Source organism: Microbacterium sp. C-MGS6 (genome assembly GCF_058140415.1).
The window spans coordinates 3,303,393-3,318,721 of record NZ_CM176934.1; the positions used below are offsets into that span (position 1 = coordinate 3,303,393).

Genomic DNA, 15,329 nt, shown 5'->3' on the forward strand with positions numbered 1-15,329 from the left:
CTGTTCGCGGTGGTGTCGTACGGGAGGGGCCGGTCAGGGCAGGCGGTTCGCCGTGGTGTCGGTTCGGGCGGTGAACGAGGCCGTGACCGGAGCCTCGTCGGAGTGCTGCGGCGCGAGGCGCGTGCAGATCCCGGCGATGACCGCCATGCCCACGAACATCGCGATGACCGACCAGACGCTCCCGGTCCAGGCGATGAGCTGGGTGGCGAACCAGGGCGAGAACCCGGCCCAGATCGCAGCTCCGACACCGTAGGCCAGCGCGATCGACGTGTAGCGGGCCTGCGGACGGAACATCTGCGCGAGGATCGCCGCGATCGGCGCGTAGGTCGCGCTCATCGCGATGCGCACCAGCGAGGCGAAGAGGAAGATCAACGGCTCCACGCGTCCGGGCATCAGCAGCAGGAAGGGCGCGAAGGTCAGCACGGAGGTGATGAGACCGATGTACATGACGTTCTTGCGGCCCCACTTGTCGCCGAGCCAGGCGACCGGCAGCGTCACCACGAACTCCACGAACGAGGCCAGGGTCATCGCGTCGAGGATGACCTGCTCGCTGATCGCGATGGGCTCGCCGGTCGCGTAGGCGGTGGCGAAGGTGGTGGCCAGGTAGTAGCCGCCGGTGGAGATGGGCAGGATGCCGATGCCGAGGAGGATCGGCTTCCAGTTGACACGGAGGGCGAAGGCCAGCGGCATGGACTGCTTGCGACCCTCGATCTTCTCCTCGAAGACCGGCGACTCCTCGACGCGATACCGGACCCAGAGGCCGACGGCGATCAGCACGATGGACAGCAGGAACGGGATGCGCCAGCCGCCGTCGATGATGAACGTGTCGCCGCCGCGGGCCATGATCGCGAAGATGCCGGAGGCGAGGAGGGCACCGGCCGGGTTGCCGAGCTGGGTGAAGCCGCCGTAGAAGGTCTTCGACTTCTCGGGAGCGTGCTCGACGCTCATGAGCACCGCGCCGCCCCATTCGCCGCCGACCGCGAGGCCCTGGATGGCGCGGAGCAGGATGAGGAGGATGGGCGCGAGGATGCCGATGTTCTCGTACGTCGGGAGGCAGCCGACGAGGACGGTCGCCACGCCCATCAGCAGCAGCGTGATGACGAGCGAGACACGCCGGCCGAGCTTGTCGCCGATGTGCCCGAAGACGATGCCGCCGAGGGGGCGGACGAGGAAGGCGACCGCGAACGTCGCGAAGGCCGCGGCGGTCTCGGCCAGGGGGTCGTCGCTCGGGAAGAACAGCGGGCCGAAGACGAGGGCGGCGGCCGTGGCGTAGACGTAGAAGTCGTACCACTCGATGGTGGTGCCGACGAAGGCGGCGATGCCGGCGCGGCGTGCGCGGCTGTGGACGCCGCTTCGGGGGGTGGGGGTAGTGGTCATGGACCCGCTCCTTCGCGGATGGTGTCGGATAGCGAAGGATGCTACGGAGGTGGAGCACCGTGAGCAAGGGCAGAACTCCAGCCGTACGCGTCATTCACTGGAGGTCTGTCGACAGTACCGCGCACAGCGGGCCTTCCTCTCTGCCTCAACGCGCTCTACGCTGAGGTTCTGCACGGACGACCGTGCACTGCGGGGAAATCGACGGAATCGGATCGGACATGGACTTCGACGCGGAACTCATCCGGGCGCTGCAGGAAGACGGCCGCGCCAGCATCCTCTCCCTCGCCGAGCGCGTCGGCCAGTCCCGCGCCATCGTGGCGGCACGCCTGCGCACCCTGCTCGGCGACCGCACGGTGCGAGTGGTCGCGGCCGTCGACCCGGTGTTCCTCGGCCAGCACGTCCTCGCACACGTGTCGATCCGGACCGACGGCGCCGTCGAGGTGGTCGCCGAGCACCTGCGCGACATGTCCGAGACCGTCCTGGTGTCGGCGGTCGGCGGCGCGCACGACATCGTCACGGAGGTGCGGGTGGGGTCGATGTCGGAGCTCCACGACCTGCTCGCGCGCATCCGCGGGAGCGCCGGGGTGCTCGACATCAACACCATCATCTACTCGACCGTGATCAAGGGGTTCTTCGTCTCGGAGTACCACGGCGGGGTGACGCTCGACGGGATCGACGAGGCTCTCATCGAACTCCTGCAGACCGACGGACGGATGAGCTTCCGTGCCCTCGGCGAGCAGGTGCGACTCTCCCCCAGTGCTGTCGCCACCCGGGTGCAGCGCCTCATCGACGCCGGGGTCATCAAGATCAGCGCCGTGGAGGCCCGCGGGCTCGCGCATCGACAGCTCTCGATGGGCGTGGGCATGACGCTCGGAGACGACGACGAGGCCGTGATCGACGAACTGCGGCGGGGGCGCGGCGTCGACTTCGCCGCGCGGACGCTCGGTCGGTTCGACGCCGTCGCGACCCTCGTCGAGCCCTCCGCCGGAGCCCTGTACGCAAGTCTCGAGCGGCTGCGCGCCCTCCCCGGCGTGACCCGGATCGAGGCGTGGCTGCACCTCGCGGTGCTCAAGGAGGACTACGCCCGCACCCTCCGCCCCCTCCGGACGGACTGACCCCGCCCCGTCCCTTCCCCTTCCCGCCCGGTCCCGCCCGGGATCAAAACCGCGCCTCTTTCCCCCATCCCCCGCACGTTTCTGCACACCCACCGCGGGGTGTCCCCCACGCGGGATGAAAACGGAGCCTCGGGAGGCGCGTGGAGGACCCTTTTTGATCCGGCGCCCTCCGCACTTCCACCGGGAGGGATTCTCGGTGCGGGATGGAAAACGGGCGTCGGGAGGCGCGGTGAGGGGCCTTATCGATCCCGCAGGTGGCGCGGCGGGACCGACCTCAGCCATCTCCAACTCAGCTCCCCTCCGCCTTCCCCATCGCGCACGGCCCATCCGCCCCCGATCCCGGGATCGAAAACGCGCCTCCCGCTCGCGTCCCGGGCACGTTTCTGCACTCCCACCGGGAGGGGTTCTCGGTGCGGGATGAATAAAGGGCGTCGGAAGGTGCGGGGAGGGGCCTTGTCGATCCCGGGATCGAGGGGCAGCACCGGGGCGGGACGGGGCGGCACCGGGGCGGGACCGGGCGGGACCGGGGCGGGACCGGGGTGAGACCGGGGCGAGACCGGGAAGGGGCGGGGCGGGGGGTCAGGGGGCGAGGGGGGCGAGGAAGGCACGGCGGACGGCGGCGACGCCGGCGTCCTCGCGCGTGGGATGCACGCGGTTGAGGAGCAGCACGCCGTAGCCACCGGTCTCGGGGACGACCGCGAAGCACGTGCCGGTGAAACCGGTGTGGCCGACCGCATCGAGGTCACCCATCCACGCGGCATCGCGCACGCGCAGACCGATCGCCTGGCCGTAGCCGGCGTCGGCCTGGATCGACGGGGTCGTCATCCCGCGGAACGACTCCCGTGACAGCACGCGCCCGTGCGGCCCCTCGCCTTCATCGCGCAGGAGACGGGCGAGAGCGGCGACATCCGCCACCGTGCCGAACAGTCCCGCGTGGCCGGCGGGACGGCCGAGCGCGTGGGCGAGCTCGTCGTGCACCTCACCGCGCACGTTCCCGCGATGCGGCTGCGTCTCCGTGGCGACCGCACGCTCCCGCTCCGGAGCCATGGTCAGCGACGCGGCGCCGATCCCCGTGGCCACCTCCGCCCAGAGCGCCGCGAGCGGCCGCCCGGAGACCCGTTCCAGACAGTCTCCGGCCGTGATGTACCCGACGTCGGAATACAGGTGGCGAGCGCCCGGCTCGGCACCGAGCGCCCGACCCCGCACGCGGGCACGCAACTCGTCCCCGCGCACGCCCTCCCGCCACTCGCGCCCCTCCGCCGGCAGCCCGGAGGTGTGGGTGAGGAGGTGTCGGAGGGTGATGCGCTCCGCTCCAGCGCCACTGCCCACCGTGAGGACGCGCTCGACGGGCTCATCGAGGTCGAGCACCCCCGCGTCGACGAGCCGCAGGGCGGCGATCGCGGTGAAGACCTTCGTCAGCGATGCGAGATCGAACAGGTGCGCGGCGGTGAGCGGAGCGGGGTCGTCGTGCGCCGGCGACCCGAGGAGCTGCAGCTCTTCCGCTCCCCCGGCGACCGCCCGCACCGACGCCCACGCCGAGCCCGGGGCTCCGTTCACCACGATCCGCCCGCGGCCGTCACTTGCTCATGCCGGAGGTGAGGCCGTTGATGATCTGCTTCGTCGCCAGCAGGAACAGCACCACGAGCGGGATGGTGGCGATCGTGAGTCCGGCGAACAGCTGCGGCCAATCGGTCGAGTACTCCCCGAAGAACCGGGTCAGGCCCACGGGGAGCGTGTACGAGTCGCGGTCGCGCAGCAGGATCAGCGGGTAGAAGAAGTCGTTCCAGACCGGCACGAACCGGAAGACGATCACCGTCGCGAGCGCCGGGCGCACGAGCGGCAGCAGGATCTGCAGGAACGTGCGCAGCGGTCCGGCGCCGTCGATGCGCGCGGCCTCCTCCAGCTCGATCGGCAGTGCCCGGAAGAACACCGTCAGCACGAAGGTGGTGAACGGGATGCCGAGGGCGCCGTAGACGAGGATGAGGCTGAAGACGTTGCTGGTCATCTTGAGCGCGTCGAGCAGATAGAACAGCGGCAGGATCGCCAGGTGCACCGGCAGCATGAGGCCCGAGAGGAACACGGCCTCGATCCCGCGGAAGAACTTCGCCCTGGCCCGCGCGAAGGCGTAGGCGGCGAGCACCGAGACGACCGTCGTCACGATGACCGACCCGACCGTGACGGTGATCGAGTTGATGAAGTACGTGTCGAACGAGGCGGTGATCCACGCGTTCTGGAAGCTCGTGAACGTCGGGGGGACGGGAAGTCCGAGCGGCTCGGTGGCGATCTGCTGCTGCGTGCGCAGGGAGTTGTTGACCATGAGCAGCAGCGGACCGATCGCGACCAGCGCGTATCCCCACAGGAACACGTTGGCGAGGAGGCGGCCCACGAACGGGGTGTCGTTCGTGCGACGGGAGCGGCGCCGCGGGGCGGAGGGCCGGCCGGAGACGATCGCCTCGGTGGTCGGCTCCTGACGGGTGTCGAGGGCGGTGCTCATCAGAACAGCTTTCGTTCGGCGCGGCGCATCGTCGTCGTGATGACGACGGAGATGACCATGATGAAGATGAACAGGACGGTCGCGAGGGCCGAGGAGACCCCGATGGAGTTCGGGTTCCCGGACTCGAACGCGGTGCGGTAGAAGAGCAGCATCATCACGTCGGTGGAGCCGGCGGGAGCGCCGTTCGACCCGGCGAGCGCGAACGGGATGGCCATCGCCTCCATGCTGCCGATGAAGGTGAGCACGGTGATGATGCCGATCGTCGGGGTGAGCATGGGCAGGGTGATGTAGCGGAACCGCTTCGCGGCCGTGGCGCCGTCGAGCGACGCCGCCTCCTCGATCTCCTCGGGGATGCCGCCGAGGGCGGCGCCGTACAGCAGGATCGGGAATCCGATCCACTGCCAGGCGCTGACCAGCACGATGACCCAGATCGCGAGCTGCGGATCGCCGAGCCATGGCAGCGCGAGGCTCTCCAGGCCGACGCCGCGGAGGATCGCGTTCACCGGGCCGAACAGCGGCGACAGCATCAGCGACCACAGGTAGCCGATGACCATCGGGCTCACGAGGTAGGGCAGGGCGAAGATCGTCTGGAAGAACCGCTTGGTGCGCTTGCGGCGGTGCAGCAGGGTGGCGATGCCGAGGCCGAGCGAGTTCTGGAAGGCCAGGGCGCCGGCGAAGAGCAGCAGGTTGTGGCCGAACGCGTTCCACATCTCGGAGGCGTAGGGCTCCTTGGTGAGGAGCGTGAGGTAGTTGCCGATACCGGCGAATCCACCCTGCTTGGTGCCCTGCCAGTCGAAGAACGAGTAGCTGAGCGCGGCGAGCATCGGGTAGAGGATCAGCACCGCGAAGAGCACGGCGGCCGGGAGCACGAGCAGCGCGGCCGTCGGCGTCGACAGCGCGATGCCGGTGCGGGGGCGCCGGCTCTTCGGCGGGCGCACGGGGAGGGTCAGAGCCATGGGGGGTCCTTCGCTCGTGGTGGGGCGCCGGATGCGGCGCCCCACCACGCTCGGATCAGGAGGAGGGGGTGAACCAGGTGGAGATGCCCGACTGCAGGTCGGCACCCAGCTGCTCCGGGGTCTTCTGACCGAGGAACATGGCCTGGATGTCCGGGCCGAGCACCGCGGTGCCGGTCGGGTCGCCGTAACGGAAGTCGACGAGCAGCAGGTACGGAGCCGGGTTGGCGGTGTACTGCTCGTTCATCTCCTTCATGAGCGGGTCGGAGTACTCCACCCCGGGGAGCGCGGAGAACTGGTCGACCTCGTCGGCGACGAGCTGGCCGAACTCCTTCGTCGTCATCCAGTTGAGCAGCTCGGTGGCCGCCTCCTGGTTCTCGCTGGCCGCGTTGATGCCGAAGCTGCCGTCCGCGTAGCCCGGGGTGACCGCGTGGTCGAGCGCGCTGTCGGGGGACGGCGGGACCTCGTAGACGCCCCACTCGGTGTCGGGCGCGGAGCTCTGGAACGTGGGCAGGTCGAACGAGCCGCCGGGCCACTGCGCGGCCTGGCCCGAGGTGAACTGCAGGACGGCGTCGGCGACGGCGATCGCGTTGACGTTCTTGTCGAGGTACTTCTGCATGTCCTGCACGATCTGCAGAGAGGACACGTAGGCGGGGTCGGTGAAGTCGACGTCGCCGGCGAGCACCTTCTCCTCGAAGTCCGCACCGCCGTAGTGCGCCGACCCGACGATGTCGTGGAACATCGGCAGGACCCAGTCCTCGCGGGCGCCGAGCGCCATGGGGGTGACGCCCTCCTCGAGGAGGGTCTCCTGCAGCTCGATGAACTCGTCCCAGTCGGTGGGCTCCTCGAGGCCCATCTCGTCGAACATGGTCTTGTTGTAGAACATCTGCATGGTCTGGTACGCGAAGGGGACGCCGTAGGTCTTGCCGTCGTCCTTGCCCTGGGCCGCGCGCAGGACCGTGGGGTCGAACTGGTCGAGACCGTCGACGATGTCGTCGATCGGCACGATCTGCTCCGACTGGATCGCCGACTGCACCCCGCCATAGGCGCGCAGCATCGCGATGTCCGGACCGTCGCTGCCCTCGAGGCCGGTGGCGAGGATCTGGTTGTACTCGGTGGGCTGGAAGCCCTCGAACTCGATGGTGACGCCGGGGTGGGACTCTTCGTAGGCGTCGAAGACGGCCTCCCACTTCGGGGACGACGAGGCCTGCCAGGACCAAATGGTCAGGGTGACATCATCCTGGCCTTCGCCGCTCGAGGCTGCGGGCGCGCAGCCGGCGACGGCGAGTCCGGCGACCAGGATCCCTCCGGTGAGAGCGAGGCGGACGGGGCGGTTTCGCATGGTGTTCCTCTCGGGTGACGTCTTCGTCGCGGCACGGGGACGATGCCGACACTGCCACTGTGGGCAATCTCTTACAAAAATGCAAGCGTTTCTGAAAATTCCTACCGAGTGTGCACCCGACCTGCCATCATGGGCTCGTGCCGAACAGTGTCGTGACAGCCATCCATCAGCGCCTCTCCGCGCTCACCCCCACGGAACGCCGCATCGCCGAACGCGTGCTCGCCGAACCGCAGGCGGTCCTGGAGAACTCCATCACCCGACTCGCCGAGGAGTGCGGGGTGTCGGTCGCCAGCGTCGCCCGCTTCACCCGCAGCCTCGGGTTCCCCGGGTACCCCGACCTGCGGATCGCCCTGGCCGGAGAGCTCACGCGGAGCGCGTCCGAGCGCGAGCGCTTCCAGGTGTCCGCCGGCGATGTGAGCCGTCACGACGACGCCGCGACCACGGTGCGCAAGATCGCCTTCGCGGAGGCCGAGGCCATCGAGCGCACCGCCCGCCAGCTCGACATCGCCGAGCTGGAGCGGTGCGTCGCCGTGGTCCGCGGCGCGCGTCGCATCGACATCTACGGCGCGGCCTCCAGCGGACTCGCCGCGCAGGACCTCGAGCAGAAGCTCCATCGCGCCGGCCTCGTCGCCCAGGCGCGGACCGACCACCACCTCGCTCTCACCGGCGCCGCGCTCCTGGACGATCGGGACGCCGCGATCGCCATCTCGCACTCCGGCCGCACCCTGGAGATCGTGCAGGCGGCCGAGGTGGCCGCCGCCGCCGGCGCCACCACCATCGCCATCACCAACAACCCGCGCTCGCCGCTCGCCCGCGCGTGCGCGCACACCCTCGTCACGGCGGTGTCGGAGTCGACCTTCCGCTCCGGCGCGATGGCCAGCCGCATCGCCCAGCTCGCCGTCCTCGACTTCCTCTACACGCGCATCGCCCAGGCCGACTACGACCGGATCTCCGCGAACCTCCAGCGCACGCACGACGCCGTCACCGCTCACAGAATCGATTGATCATGCAGCTCGGAATCGACCGCCTCCTCCACGACGACCTGACGCAGCCGCAGCGGGACCGCCTCCGGGGCGCCCGCCTCGGGATGGTCACGAACGACCTGGCCCTCACCTCGACCCTCGCCCGTGGACGCGCAGGCCTCGCCGACGCCGGCTTCCCGCTCACGCTCCTCTTCGGCCCCGAGCACGGCCTGGACGGCCGGGCCAGGGAGGGAGAGCTGATCGGGGATCTGCGGGACACGCTGACCGGGCTCCCGGTGCGCAGCCTCTACGGCGCGGACGTGCGTCCCGCGGCCGCCGACCTCGCCGACCTCGACGTCGTGCTCGTCGACCTTCCCGACGTGGGTGCGCGTTTCTACACGTACATCTGGACGATGAGCCATGTGCTCGAGGCGTGCGCCGACGCGGGCGTCGCCGTGATGGTGCTCGACCGCCCGAATCCGCTCGGCGGACGCCTGGAGCAGGCCGAGGGCCCGATGCTCGACGAGGCGGCGAACTCGCTCGTCGGACGGTGGACGATGCCCGTCCGCCATGGTCTGACGATCGGCGAGCTCGCGCGGCACTGGGTGCGCACGCGCGGGATCGACGTGGAGCTGCACGTCGTCGAGGTGCAGGGCTGGACGCGCGATCAGACCGCCCTCGGCCGGCAGGAGCTGACCTGGATGCCGCCCTCGCCGAACCTGCCCAGCGCCGCGACCGCCCTCCTGTACCCCGGCACGTGTCTGGCCGAGGGCGTGAACGTCTCCGAGGGTCGCAGCACGGCCGTGCCCTTCCGCGTCGTCGGCGCCCCGTTCATCGACGCCGAGGAGTACACGACCGCGTTCGTCGAGCTCGCCCTTCCCGGCGTCACCGCCTCCCCCTACGGCTTCACCCCTCTGGTGCGGGATCACGCCGGCGAGGCCTGCCAGGGACTCCTCCTGCACGTGACCGACCCGGTCGCCTTCCGGCCGGTGCACACCGGCGTCCGCCTGCTGTCCCTGCTCGCCACCCTCTACCCCGAGGCCCTGGCCGAGCGGGCGCTGGTGCCGATGCCCGGGGAGTCCGACTGGTCCCCGCTGGAGAAGCTTTTCGGGGTCGAGGGCGCCTTCCGCCGGATCACGGCGGGCGAGTGGGACGAACCGGAGTCGCTCGCGGTGCCGGACTGGCCGGGGCTCGTCGACGCCGACCTCCTCTACCGCTGACCGGCAGCCGCGCGGACGTCAAGGGGATGGCGGCGCCCGCGGCCGCCGCGCAGGATAGCCGGTATGACGGACGACGGCCCCGCGCCCACCGCGGACGGACACCACATCGTCGTGAACGGCCGTCGGTGGCGCGCCACCGATCCGTCGATCCCCGAGAACCTGCGGCAGGAGCTCGTCGACGAGCTCATGGCCGCACGGCGCGCGGTCAAGGCGGCGGAGCCCGACGCCCGCCGTCGCGTGCAGGATGCGAAGACCGCCCTCGGCGAGCGGGGTGCCCCGTGGTGGGAGGAGCCCTCCGCGGCGCAGGCCGAGGAGCGGATCGCCGCGACGATGCGCGCCCTCACCCGGAAACGCGCGGACTCGTCGATCTGCCCGAGCGACGTCGCCCGCGCGGTCGGCGGCGCGGAGTGGCGCGACCGGATGCCCGACGTGCGCCGCGTCGCCGCCGACCTGGCGTCCCGCGAGGTGGTCGTGGTCACGCAGAAGGGCGAGCAGGTGAGCATCGCCGACGCCCGGGGCCCCGTCCGGATCCGCCGCGGCCCCGCCCTCTGAACGCCCCGGTCGCCCGACGCCGACGGCGCGCCGTCACCGGGCGTTCACCGTCCGCGGCCAGACTTCGAGCATGACCTCACCCGATCCCGCCGCGGGCGCCCCCGAGCCCGTGGCGACAGCGAACAGCGGCGCCGTTGCCGTCGTCGGACTCGAACTGCGCGGAGACACCCCCGCACCCCGCAAACAGGTGTACTCCTGGGCGCTGTGGGATTGGGCGACGCAGCCGTTCAACACCGTCATCCTCACGTTCGTCTTCACCGCGCTGTACCTCGTCAGCGCCTCATTCCTGCCGCCGGAGGTCGCCGCCCTCGACCCGAGCGACCCGGTCCGCGTCGCCGCGGAGGCTGACCTCGCCTCCGGTCTCGGACTGGGTTCGACGATCGCCGCCCTCGGCATCCTCCTGCTCGCCCCCGTCCTCGGTCAGCGCGCGGATGCGGCCGGACGACAGAAGCTCTGGCTGGGCATCGGCACCGGCGCCCTCATCCTCTGCATGCTGGGGCTGTGGTTCGTGGAGCCGCAGCCGGCCCTGTTCTGGCTCGGCGTCGCGCTGATCTCCGCCGGCTCCGTGTTCGGCGAGATCGCCGCGGTGAACTCCAACGCCATGCTCATCGGCATCGCGAACCCGAAGAACGTCGGCCGCATCTCCGGACTCGGCTGGGGCTTCGGCTACCTCGGCGGCATCATCGCCCTCGTCATCGTCGTCCTGCTGGACACCTTCGACTGGTTCGGGATGTCCACCGACAACGGCCTCGCGTACCGGCTCATCGCGGTGGGATGCGCCGTCTGGGCGATCGTCTTCAGCATCCCGATCTTCCTCAACGTGCCGGAGCCGTCCCTCGGGCGGCCGGAGCGCAAGGTCGGGTTCTTCCGTTCGTACGCCGTGCTCGTGCAGGACGTGATCGGCCTCTACCGCGACCCGCAGACCCGGTCGACGTTCTGGTACCTGCTCGCCAGCGCCGTGTTCCGCGACGGTCTCGGCGGCGTCTTCGCGTTCGGCGCCATCATCGGCACCGCGGTGTTCCGGTTCGGCACCCAGGACATCATCGTCTTCGGCATCGCCGCGAACCTCGTCGCCGGTGTCTCGACCATCATCGCCGGACGCCTCGACGACCGCCTCGGCCCCAAGCGGATCATCCTCGGCTCGATCGGGTCGATGATCGTCGCCGGACTCGCGGTGTTCCTGCTGCGCGACGCCGGGTCCCTCGTGTTCTGGATCGGCGGCCTCGTGCTCTGCGCCTTCGTGGGACCGGCGCAGGCAGCGGCACGGTCCTTCCTCGCCCGCGTCACACCGGCCGGACGGGAAGGCGAGATCTTCGGCCTCTACGCCACGACGGGCAGGGCGGCGAGCTGGATGGCCTCGGCCGCCTGGACCGTGCTGATCGTCGCCACGAGTCAGACCGCCTACGGCATCCTCGGCATCGTCATCGTGCTCATCATCGGGTTCCTCCTCCTGCTGCCCGTGAAGGCACCGCGCTGAGTCCGCTCCGTGCACGACTTCGGACCTCGGAGCCGACACGCCGGCCGTCGGGCCCTGACGGCGGCGAGTCGCGGCGGGGCTCCGAAGCTGTGCCCGGCGAAAGAGCGGGGCCGGCGGGAGTAGCCTGACCCGGTGACCGTCGTCCTCGCCTTCCTCGCCAACATCCTCGTCGCGATCGCGAAGACGGTCGCCGCCGTCATCACCTCGTCCGCGTCGATGGTCGCGGAGGCCGCGCACTCCTGGGCCGACGCGGGGAACGAGATCTTCCTGCTCATCGCCGACCGGCGCGGCGCGAAGACCAAGGACGCCCGGCATCCGCTCGGCTACGGCCGCAACGCGTTCGTCTGGTCTCTCATCGCCGCGTTCGGCATCTTCACCGCCGGTTCGATCGTGTCGATCATGCACGGGATCCAGGAGTTGTCCGACACCGGCCCCGTGGAGAGCCCGGTCGTCGCCTATGTCGTGCTGGGCATCGCCTTCGTGCTGGAGGGGGCGTCGTTCACGCAGGCGATGGTCCGCTCCCGTCGGCTGGCCAAGGAACGCGGGTCCTCCACGTGGGACTTCGTGCTCGAGACGAGCGACACCACGCTCCGGGCGGTGTTCTTCGAGGACTCCGCCGCCCTCATCGGCCTCGTGCTGGCGGGCGGATCGATCCTCCTGCACCAGCTCACCGGCGTCGCCGCGTGGGATGCGATCGGGTCGATCCTCGTCGGGATCCTGCTCGGCGTCGTCGCCGTGATCCTGATCGGGCGGAACATCGCGTTCCTCGTGGGCACGTCGGTGTCCCCCGCACTGCGCTCGCGGGTGGGCACGGCCCTCCTCGGCATGGACGAGATCGAGCGGGTCACCTACCTGCACATCGAGTACGTGGGGCCGAATCGCCTGTTCCTCGTCGCCGAGGTCGACCTCGCGGGCGATGCGCGCGAGCACGACGTGGCCCGGCGGCTGCGGGAGGTGGAGCGGCGGATCGAGGCCCACGATGCTGTCGAGACCGTCGTGCTGTCGCTTTCGGTGGACGACGAGACCTCGCTGGATTTCGCTCGGGTGTGAGGCCGGTCAGGCGCGCCAGTTGTCGGCGAGCTTGGTGAGCAGCCGCGCGAGCTCGGTGCGCTCCTCCTCGGTGAAGGACTCCAGCGCGCGGCCGAGCATCTCGCGGCGTTCCCCCCGCATCCCGCGGGCGAGCCGCCGGCCCTCCTCGGTCAACGCGATGCGGGTGCGGCGGGCGTCGTCCGGATCGGCCTCGCGCCGCACGAACCCGGCCTGCACGCCCTGCTGCACGAGCCGGGACGCCCGCGGCTGATCCACGCCGATCGCCTGCCCGAGCGCGCTCACGCTCAGGGGCTCCGGCGCGGCGGCGAGCGCCTCGAGCATGCGGAGACGGGCCGGTCCGCCGAGGCGGCCGCCGTCGGCCATCCAGGGCGGCATCCCCGGGTGACCACGATGGTGAGCGAAGTGCTCGTGCGGGTCGCCGTGAGGGCCGTGACCGTGTGCACCGTGCGGCCCGCCGTGCTCGCGACCGCCGGGTCCGGGGCGGCGTCCGCGCAGTCGGGAGAGCGCCTGCGCGATCGCTTCGGCGGCGTCGGGGGACGCGGGGTCGATCGGATCGGTGGCCATGCCCCGATTTTACATGCAGCTTGACATGCGTCTCCCATCCATGTCACACTGCATGCACATGCACACTGACATTGATATGTCGGATGACATCCGTCATCGGTGCACCACAGACCATGAAGGATCACCATGAACACCACGACAGACAACACCTCTGACAACAGCTCCCGTCCGTTCGGCTACTGGCTCAAGGCCGTGGATCGCCTGATGGCCCAGGAATTCGCCACCGCCTTCGCCGCGGAGGGCGCGACCCGTCGCGACTGGCGGTTGCTGAACGTCGTCGACGGCTCGGCGCCCTCGCGCCGCCCGCTGAACCCGCACAAGCTGCACGACCTCGTCGACCGCGGCTGGGTCGAAGCGGACGGCGACGGGTGGACACTCACTGGGGAAGGCCGCGCGGCGAAGGAACGCCTCGGCGCCGCCGTCGACAGCATCCGCGCGAAGGTCGCCGGCGCCGTCTCCGACGAGGAGATGGCGACGACCCTCGCCGCACTCGAGAAGATCGCTCGCGCCTTCGACTGGGACGAGGAGACTCCTCTCCCCCGGAAGCGGCGTCCCGGGTTCGGCTTCGGCCCCCGGCACGGCTTCGGCCGCCGGCACGGGCACGGGCACGGCTTCGGACCCGGACACGGCTTCGGACCCGGGGACTTCGAGCCCCGGCGCGGCTTCGGTGCCGGGCACGGCTTCGGACACGGGGACTTCGAGCCCCGGCACGGCTTCGACCGTCACGATGGCGAGGAGGACGGCGGGTACCGCGGACGCGGTCACCACGACGGTCACGCACACCGCGATCACGGTCACGCGCATCGCGGCCACGGCCACGGCCACGGCCACGGCCATCGGGCGCAGCGGATGGCGGAGCGCGCATTCGAGCGCGGCTTCGACGCCGGATTCCGCCGCGGCCACGCCGCCTGACCGTCCCCCTCAAGCGCCTCACCCGACTCCCGGGTGAGGCGCTTTGCGCTTCGCGAAACCGGAACCGGGATCACTTCCGCGCCTCCCGAGCGCCCCCGCGGCACTTTCCCGATCCCCCACCCGCACCCCAGTGCGACCCGAGGTGAGGACGCGGGCGAAGCGCCCTGAGCCGAGACGGGATCAGAGTCGCGCCTCCCAAGCCGTTCCGGGGCACATTCTTGATCCCACACCTCGGCGACGCGAGCACCCCTCCCCGGACGAGATCAGAATCGCCCCTCCCGAACGCCTCAGCGGCACGTTCTCGACCCCGCCCGGTGATCCAGGCAGGCGGCGCGGGAGGGGCGGGGACGAGGCGCCCGGTGCATGCGCAAGGACCCGAGGCGACAAGTACAGGGAAGGCACGTGCGTGGATCAGGAACGGCCCCTCCGTCGCGCCTCGCGGCCCATTTCTCACCCCGCACGCAAGACGGCAGGGCCCGACCGTCGAACGGGGATCAGAAACGCCCCTTCCGACGGATCTCGGGGCCCGATTCTCATCCCGCACGCGAAGGGGGCAGACCGACGGTCGGACGGGTTCAGAAACGGCCCTTCGAAGCGGGATTGCGGGGCGTTCGTGATCCCGCAGGGGGAATGGGGCCCCGGCCGCGGGATGGGGCTAGAGGGCGAGGAGGGCGAGGGCGGTGTCGGGGGCACCGGCGTCACGGAGGCGTGCGCGCATGGCGGCCGCCGCGAGCCCGTACGGCTTGTCGCTCCGCAGGAGGAGCGACCGCGCGTTGGCCTGCTCATTGAGGGCGACGAGCTCGAACGCCAGGACCTCGACGTCGGCCGCGTCGACCTCGCCCTCCGCCGCGGCGAACCGCAGCTGGGCCTCGATGTACCCGTACCAGTCGACGAGGGCTGCCCGCACGGCATCGCTCACGGGGCCGGGCTTGGAGTCGACGTCCGCCGCAGTCGCCGCGAAGAAGCAGCCGCCCGTGAAGACGCGGTCCTTCGAGTAGACCAAGGCATTGTGGAGGAGCGCGGCCAGGCGATGCGCTCCTCTCGGCTGGGCGCGGGCAGGCTCGATGATCCGCGCGACGAAGATGTCCCGAGCGGCGGCGACCGTCGCGAGCTGCAGGCCCTCCTTGCTCTGGAACAGCGTCGCGATGCTGCTCTTGCTCGACCCCGAGGCCGCGGCGAGGCGCCCGATCGTCACGCCGTCCAACCCCTCGACGGAGGCGAGGTCGGTCGCACTCTCCAGCACGATGCGGCGGGAGGCGTCGCCCCGCGCCCGCCGACCGTCCTGCATCACCGTGTCCGTCATAGCCCTAG

Annotated in this window: 14 protein-coding genes; 7 read left to right on the top strand and 7 right to left on the bottom strand. The window is 70.7% G+C overall.

All coding sequences use genetic code 11. The annotated features are described in order from the left end of the window. Window positions 1-33: 33 nt before the first annotated feature. The gene (locus AC3B5L_RS16315) at window positions 34-1,377 is read right to left on the bottom strand and encodes an MFS transporter (RefSeq protein WP_259955082.1); all 1,344 of its coding nucleotides are present in this window, start codon (window positions 1,375-1,377) and stop codon (window positions 34-36) included. Between the two features lie 218 nt (window positions 1,378-1,595). Here AC3B5L_RS16315 and AC3B5L_RS16320 point away from each other — a divergent pair, with 218 nt between their 5' ends. Beyond that, window positions 1,596-2,492, top strand: a complete 897-nt coding sequence (locus AC3B5L_RS16320; protein WP_187662664.1) for an Lrp/AsnC family transcriptional regulator — start codon at window positions 1,596-1,598, stop codon at window positions 2,490-2,492. A 579-nt stretch (window positions 2,493-3,071) separates the two neighbouring features. Here the strand turns inward: AC3B5L_RS16320 and AC3B5L_RS16325 are convergent. From AC3B5L_RS16325 to AC3B5L_RS16340, 4 genes are read right to left on the bottom strand one after another with little or no spacing between them, the layout of a single operon-like run. Continuing rightward, window positions 3,072-4,049: a serine hydrolase domain-containing protein gene (locus tag AC3B5L_RS16325; protein ID WP_259955080.1), complete on the bottom strand. Its 978-nt coding sequence runs from the start codon at window positions 4,047-4,049 to the stop codon at window positions 3,072-3,074. A gap of 19 nt (window positions 4,050-4,068) precedes the next feature. Beyond that, window positions 4,069-4,986 carry a carbohydrate ABC transporter permease gene (locus tag AC3B5L_RS16330; RefSeq protein WP_259955078.1) on the bottom strand — a complete coding sequence of 306 codons (918 nt, stop codon included), beginning with the start codon at window positions 4,984-4,986 and terminating at the stop codon, window positions 4,069-4,071. Then, window positions 4,986-5,942: a carbohydrate ABC transporter permease gene (locus tag AC3B5L_RS16335; protein WP_259955077.1), complete on the bottom strand. Its 957-nt coding sequence runs from the start codon at window positions 5,940-5,942 to the stop codon at window positions 4,986-4,988. Before AC3B5L_RS16335 ends, AC3B5L_RS16330 begins: the two co-directional genes overlap by 1 nt. 55 nt (window positions 5,943-5,997) lie before the next feature. After that, the gene (locus AC3B5L_RS16340; RefSeq protein WP_259962646.1) at window positions 5,998-7,281 is read right to left on the bottom strand and encodes an ABC transporter substrate-binding protein; all 1,284 of its coding nucleotides are present in this window, start codon (window positions 7,279-7,281) and stop codon (window positions 5,998-6,000) included. Window positions 7,282-7,418: 137 nt separating this feature from the next. On the opposite strand from AC3B5L_RS16340, the gene AC3B5L_RS16345 reads away from it, so the two are divergent. From AC3B5L_RS16345 to AC3B5L_RS16365, 5 genes are all read left to right on the top strand, one after another. After that, window positions 7,419-8,285 (top strand): MurR/RpiR family transcriptional regulator, encoded by an 867-nt coding sequence (locus tag AC3B5L_RS16345; RefSeq protein WP_029989136.1) that lies wholly within the window; start codon window positions 7,419-7,421, stop codon window positions 8,283-8,285. A 2-nt stretch (window positions 8,286-8,287) separates the two neighbouring features. Further along, on the top strand, window positions 8,288-9,463 hold the full coding sequence (locus AC3B5L_RS16350; RefSeq protein ID WP_259952474.1) for an exo-beta-N-acetylmuramidase NamZ family protein: 1,176 nt from the start codon (window positions 8,288-8,290) through the stop codon (window positions 9,461-9,463). Window positions 9,464-9,526: 63 nt separating this feature from the next. Further along, window positions 9,527-10,015 carry a DUF3253 domain-containing protein gene (locus AC3B5L_RS16355; RefSeq protein WP_259952476.1) on the top strand — a complete coding sequence of 163 codons (489 nt, stop codon included), beginning with the start codon at window positions 9,527-9,529 and terminating at the stop codon, window positions 10,013-10,015. 70 nt (window positions 10,016-10,085) lie between these two features. Continuing rightward, window positions 10,086-11,492, top strand: coding sequence for an MFS transporter (locus AC3B5L_RS16360; RefSeq protein WP_187662666.1), 1,407 nt, complete (start codon window positions 10,086-10,088; stop codon window positions 11,490-11,492). A 132-nt stretch (window positions 11,493-11,624) separates the two neighbouring features. Next, complete coding sequence (locus AC3B5L_RS16365; protein ID WP_187662667.1) at window positions 11,625-12,542, top strand: cation diffusion facilitator family transporter; 918 nt, start codon at window positions 11,625-11,627, stop codon at window positions 12,540-12,542. A 6-nt stretch (window positions 12,543-12,548) separates the two neighbouring features. Here AC3B5L_RS16365 and AC3B5L_RS16370 read toward each other — a convergent pair whose 3' ends face one another. Next, on the bottom strand, window positions 12,549-13,106 hold the full coding sequence (locus tag AC3B5L_RS16370; RefSeq protein ID WP_232089121.1) for a MarR family winged helix-turn-helix transcriptional regulator: 558 nt from the start codon (window positions 13,104-13,106) through the stop codon (window positions 12,549-12,551). Between the two features lie 126 nt (window positions 13,107-13,232). Between AC3B5L_RS16370 and AC3B5L_RS16375 the strand changes: the two genes are divergently transcribed. Continuing rightward, window positions 13,233-14,018, top strand: a complete 786-nt coding sequence (locus AC3B5L_RS16375) for a hypothetical protein (RefSeq protein ID WP_259952484.1) — start codon at window positions 13,233-13,235, stop codon at window positions 14,016-14,018. A 655-nt stretch (window positions 14,019-14,673) separates the two neighbouring features. Here AC3B5L_RS16375 and AC3B5L_RS16380 read toward each other — a convergent pair. Then, window positions 14,674-15,321 carry a TetR family transcriptional regulator C-terminal domain-containing protein gene (locus AC3B5L_RS16380; RefSeq protein ID WP_259952486.1) on the bottom strand — a complete coding sequence of 216 codons (648 nt, stop codon included), beginning with the start codon at window positions 15,319-15,321 and terminating at the stop codon, window positions 14,674-14,676. Between the last annotated feature and the right edge of the window lie 8 nt (window positions 15,322-15,329).

Excerpts from the sequence above, each read along its gene's own strand:
- AC3B5L_RS16335 (WP_259955077.1), bottom strand. The coding sequence starts at position 5,942 with ATGGCTCTGACCCTCCCCGTGCGCCCGCCGAAGAGCCGGCGCCCCCGC.
- AC3B5L_RS16350 (WP_259952474.1), top strand. The coding sequence starts at position 8,288 with ATGCAGCTCGGAATCGACCGCCTCCTCCACGACGACCTGACGCAGCCG.
- AC3B5L_RS16370 (WP_232089121.1), bottom strand. The coding sequence starts at position 13,106 with ATGGCCACCGATCCGATCGACCCCGCGTCCCCCGACGCCGCCGAAGCG.
- AC3B5L_RS16320 (WP_187662664.1), top strand. The coding sequence starts at position 1,596 with ATGGACTTCGACGCGGAACTCATCCGGGCGCTGCAGGAAGACGGCCGC.
- AC3B5L_RS16375 (WP_259952484.1), top strand. The coding sequence starts at position 13,233 with ATGAACACCACGACAGACAACACCTCTGACAACAGCTCCCGTCCGTTC.
- AC3B5L_RS16380 (WP_259952486.1), bottom strand. The coding sequence starts at position 15,321 with ATGACGGACACGGTGATGCAGGACGGTCGGCGGGCGCGGGGCGACGCC.
- AC3B5L_RS16330 (WP_259955078.1), bottom strand. The coding sequence starts at position 4,986 with ATGAGCACCGCCCTCGACACCCGTCAGGAGCCGACCACCGAGGCGATC.
- AC3B5L_RS16355 (WP_259952476.1), top strand. The coding sequence starts at position 9,527 with ATGACGGACGACGGCCCCGCGCCCACCGCGGACGGACACCACATCGTC.
- AC3B5L_RS16340 (WP_259962646.1), bottom strand. The coding sequence starts at position 7,281 with ATGCGAAACCGCCCCGTCCGCCTCGCTCTCACCGGAGGGATCCTGGTC.
- AC3B5L_RS16315 (WP_259955082.1), bottom strand. The coding sequence starts at position 1,377 with ATGACCACTACCCCCACCCCCCGAAGCGGCGTCCACAGCCGCGCACGC.
- AC3B5L_RS16360 (WP_187662666.1), top strand. The coding sequence starts at position 10,086 with ATGACCTCACCCGATCCCGCCGCGGGCGCCCCCGAGCCCGTGGCGACA.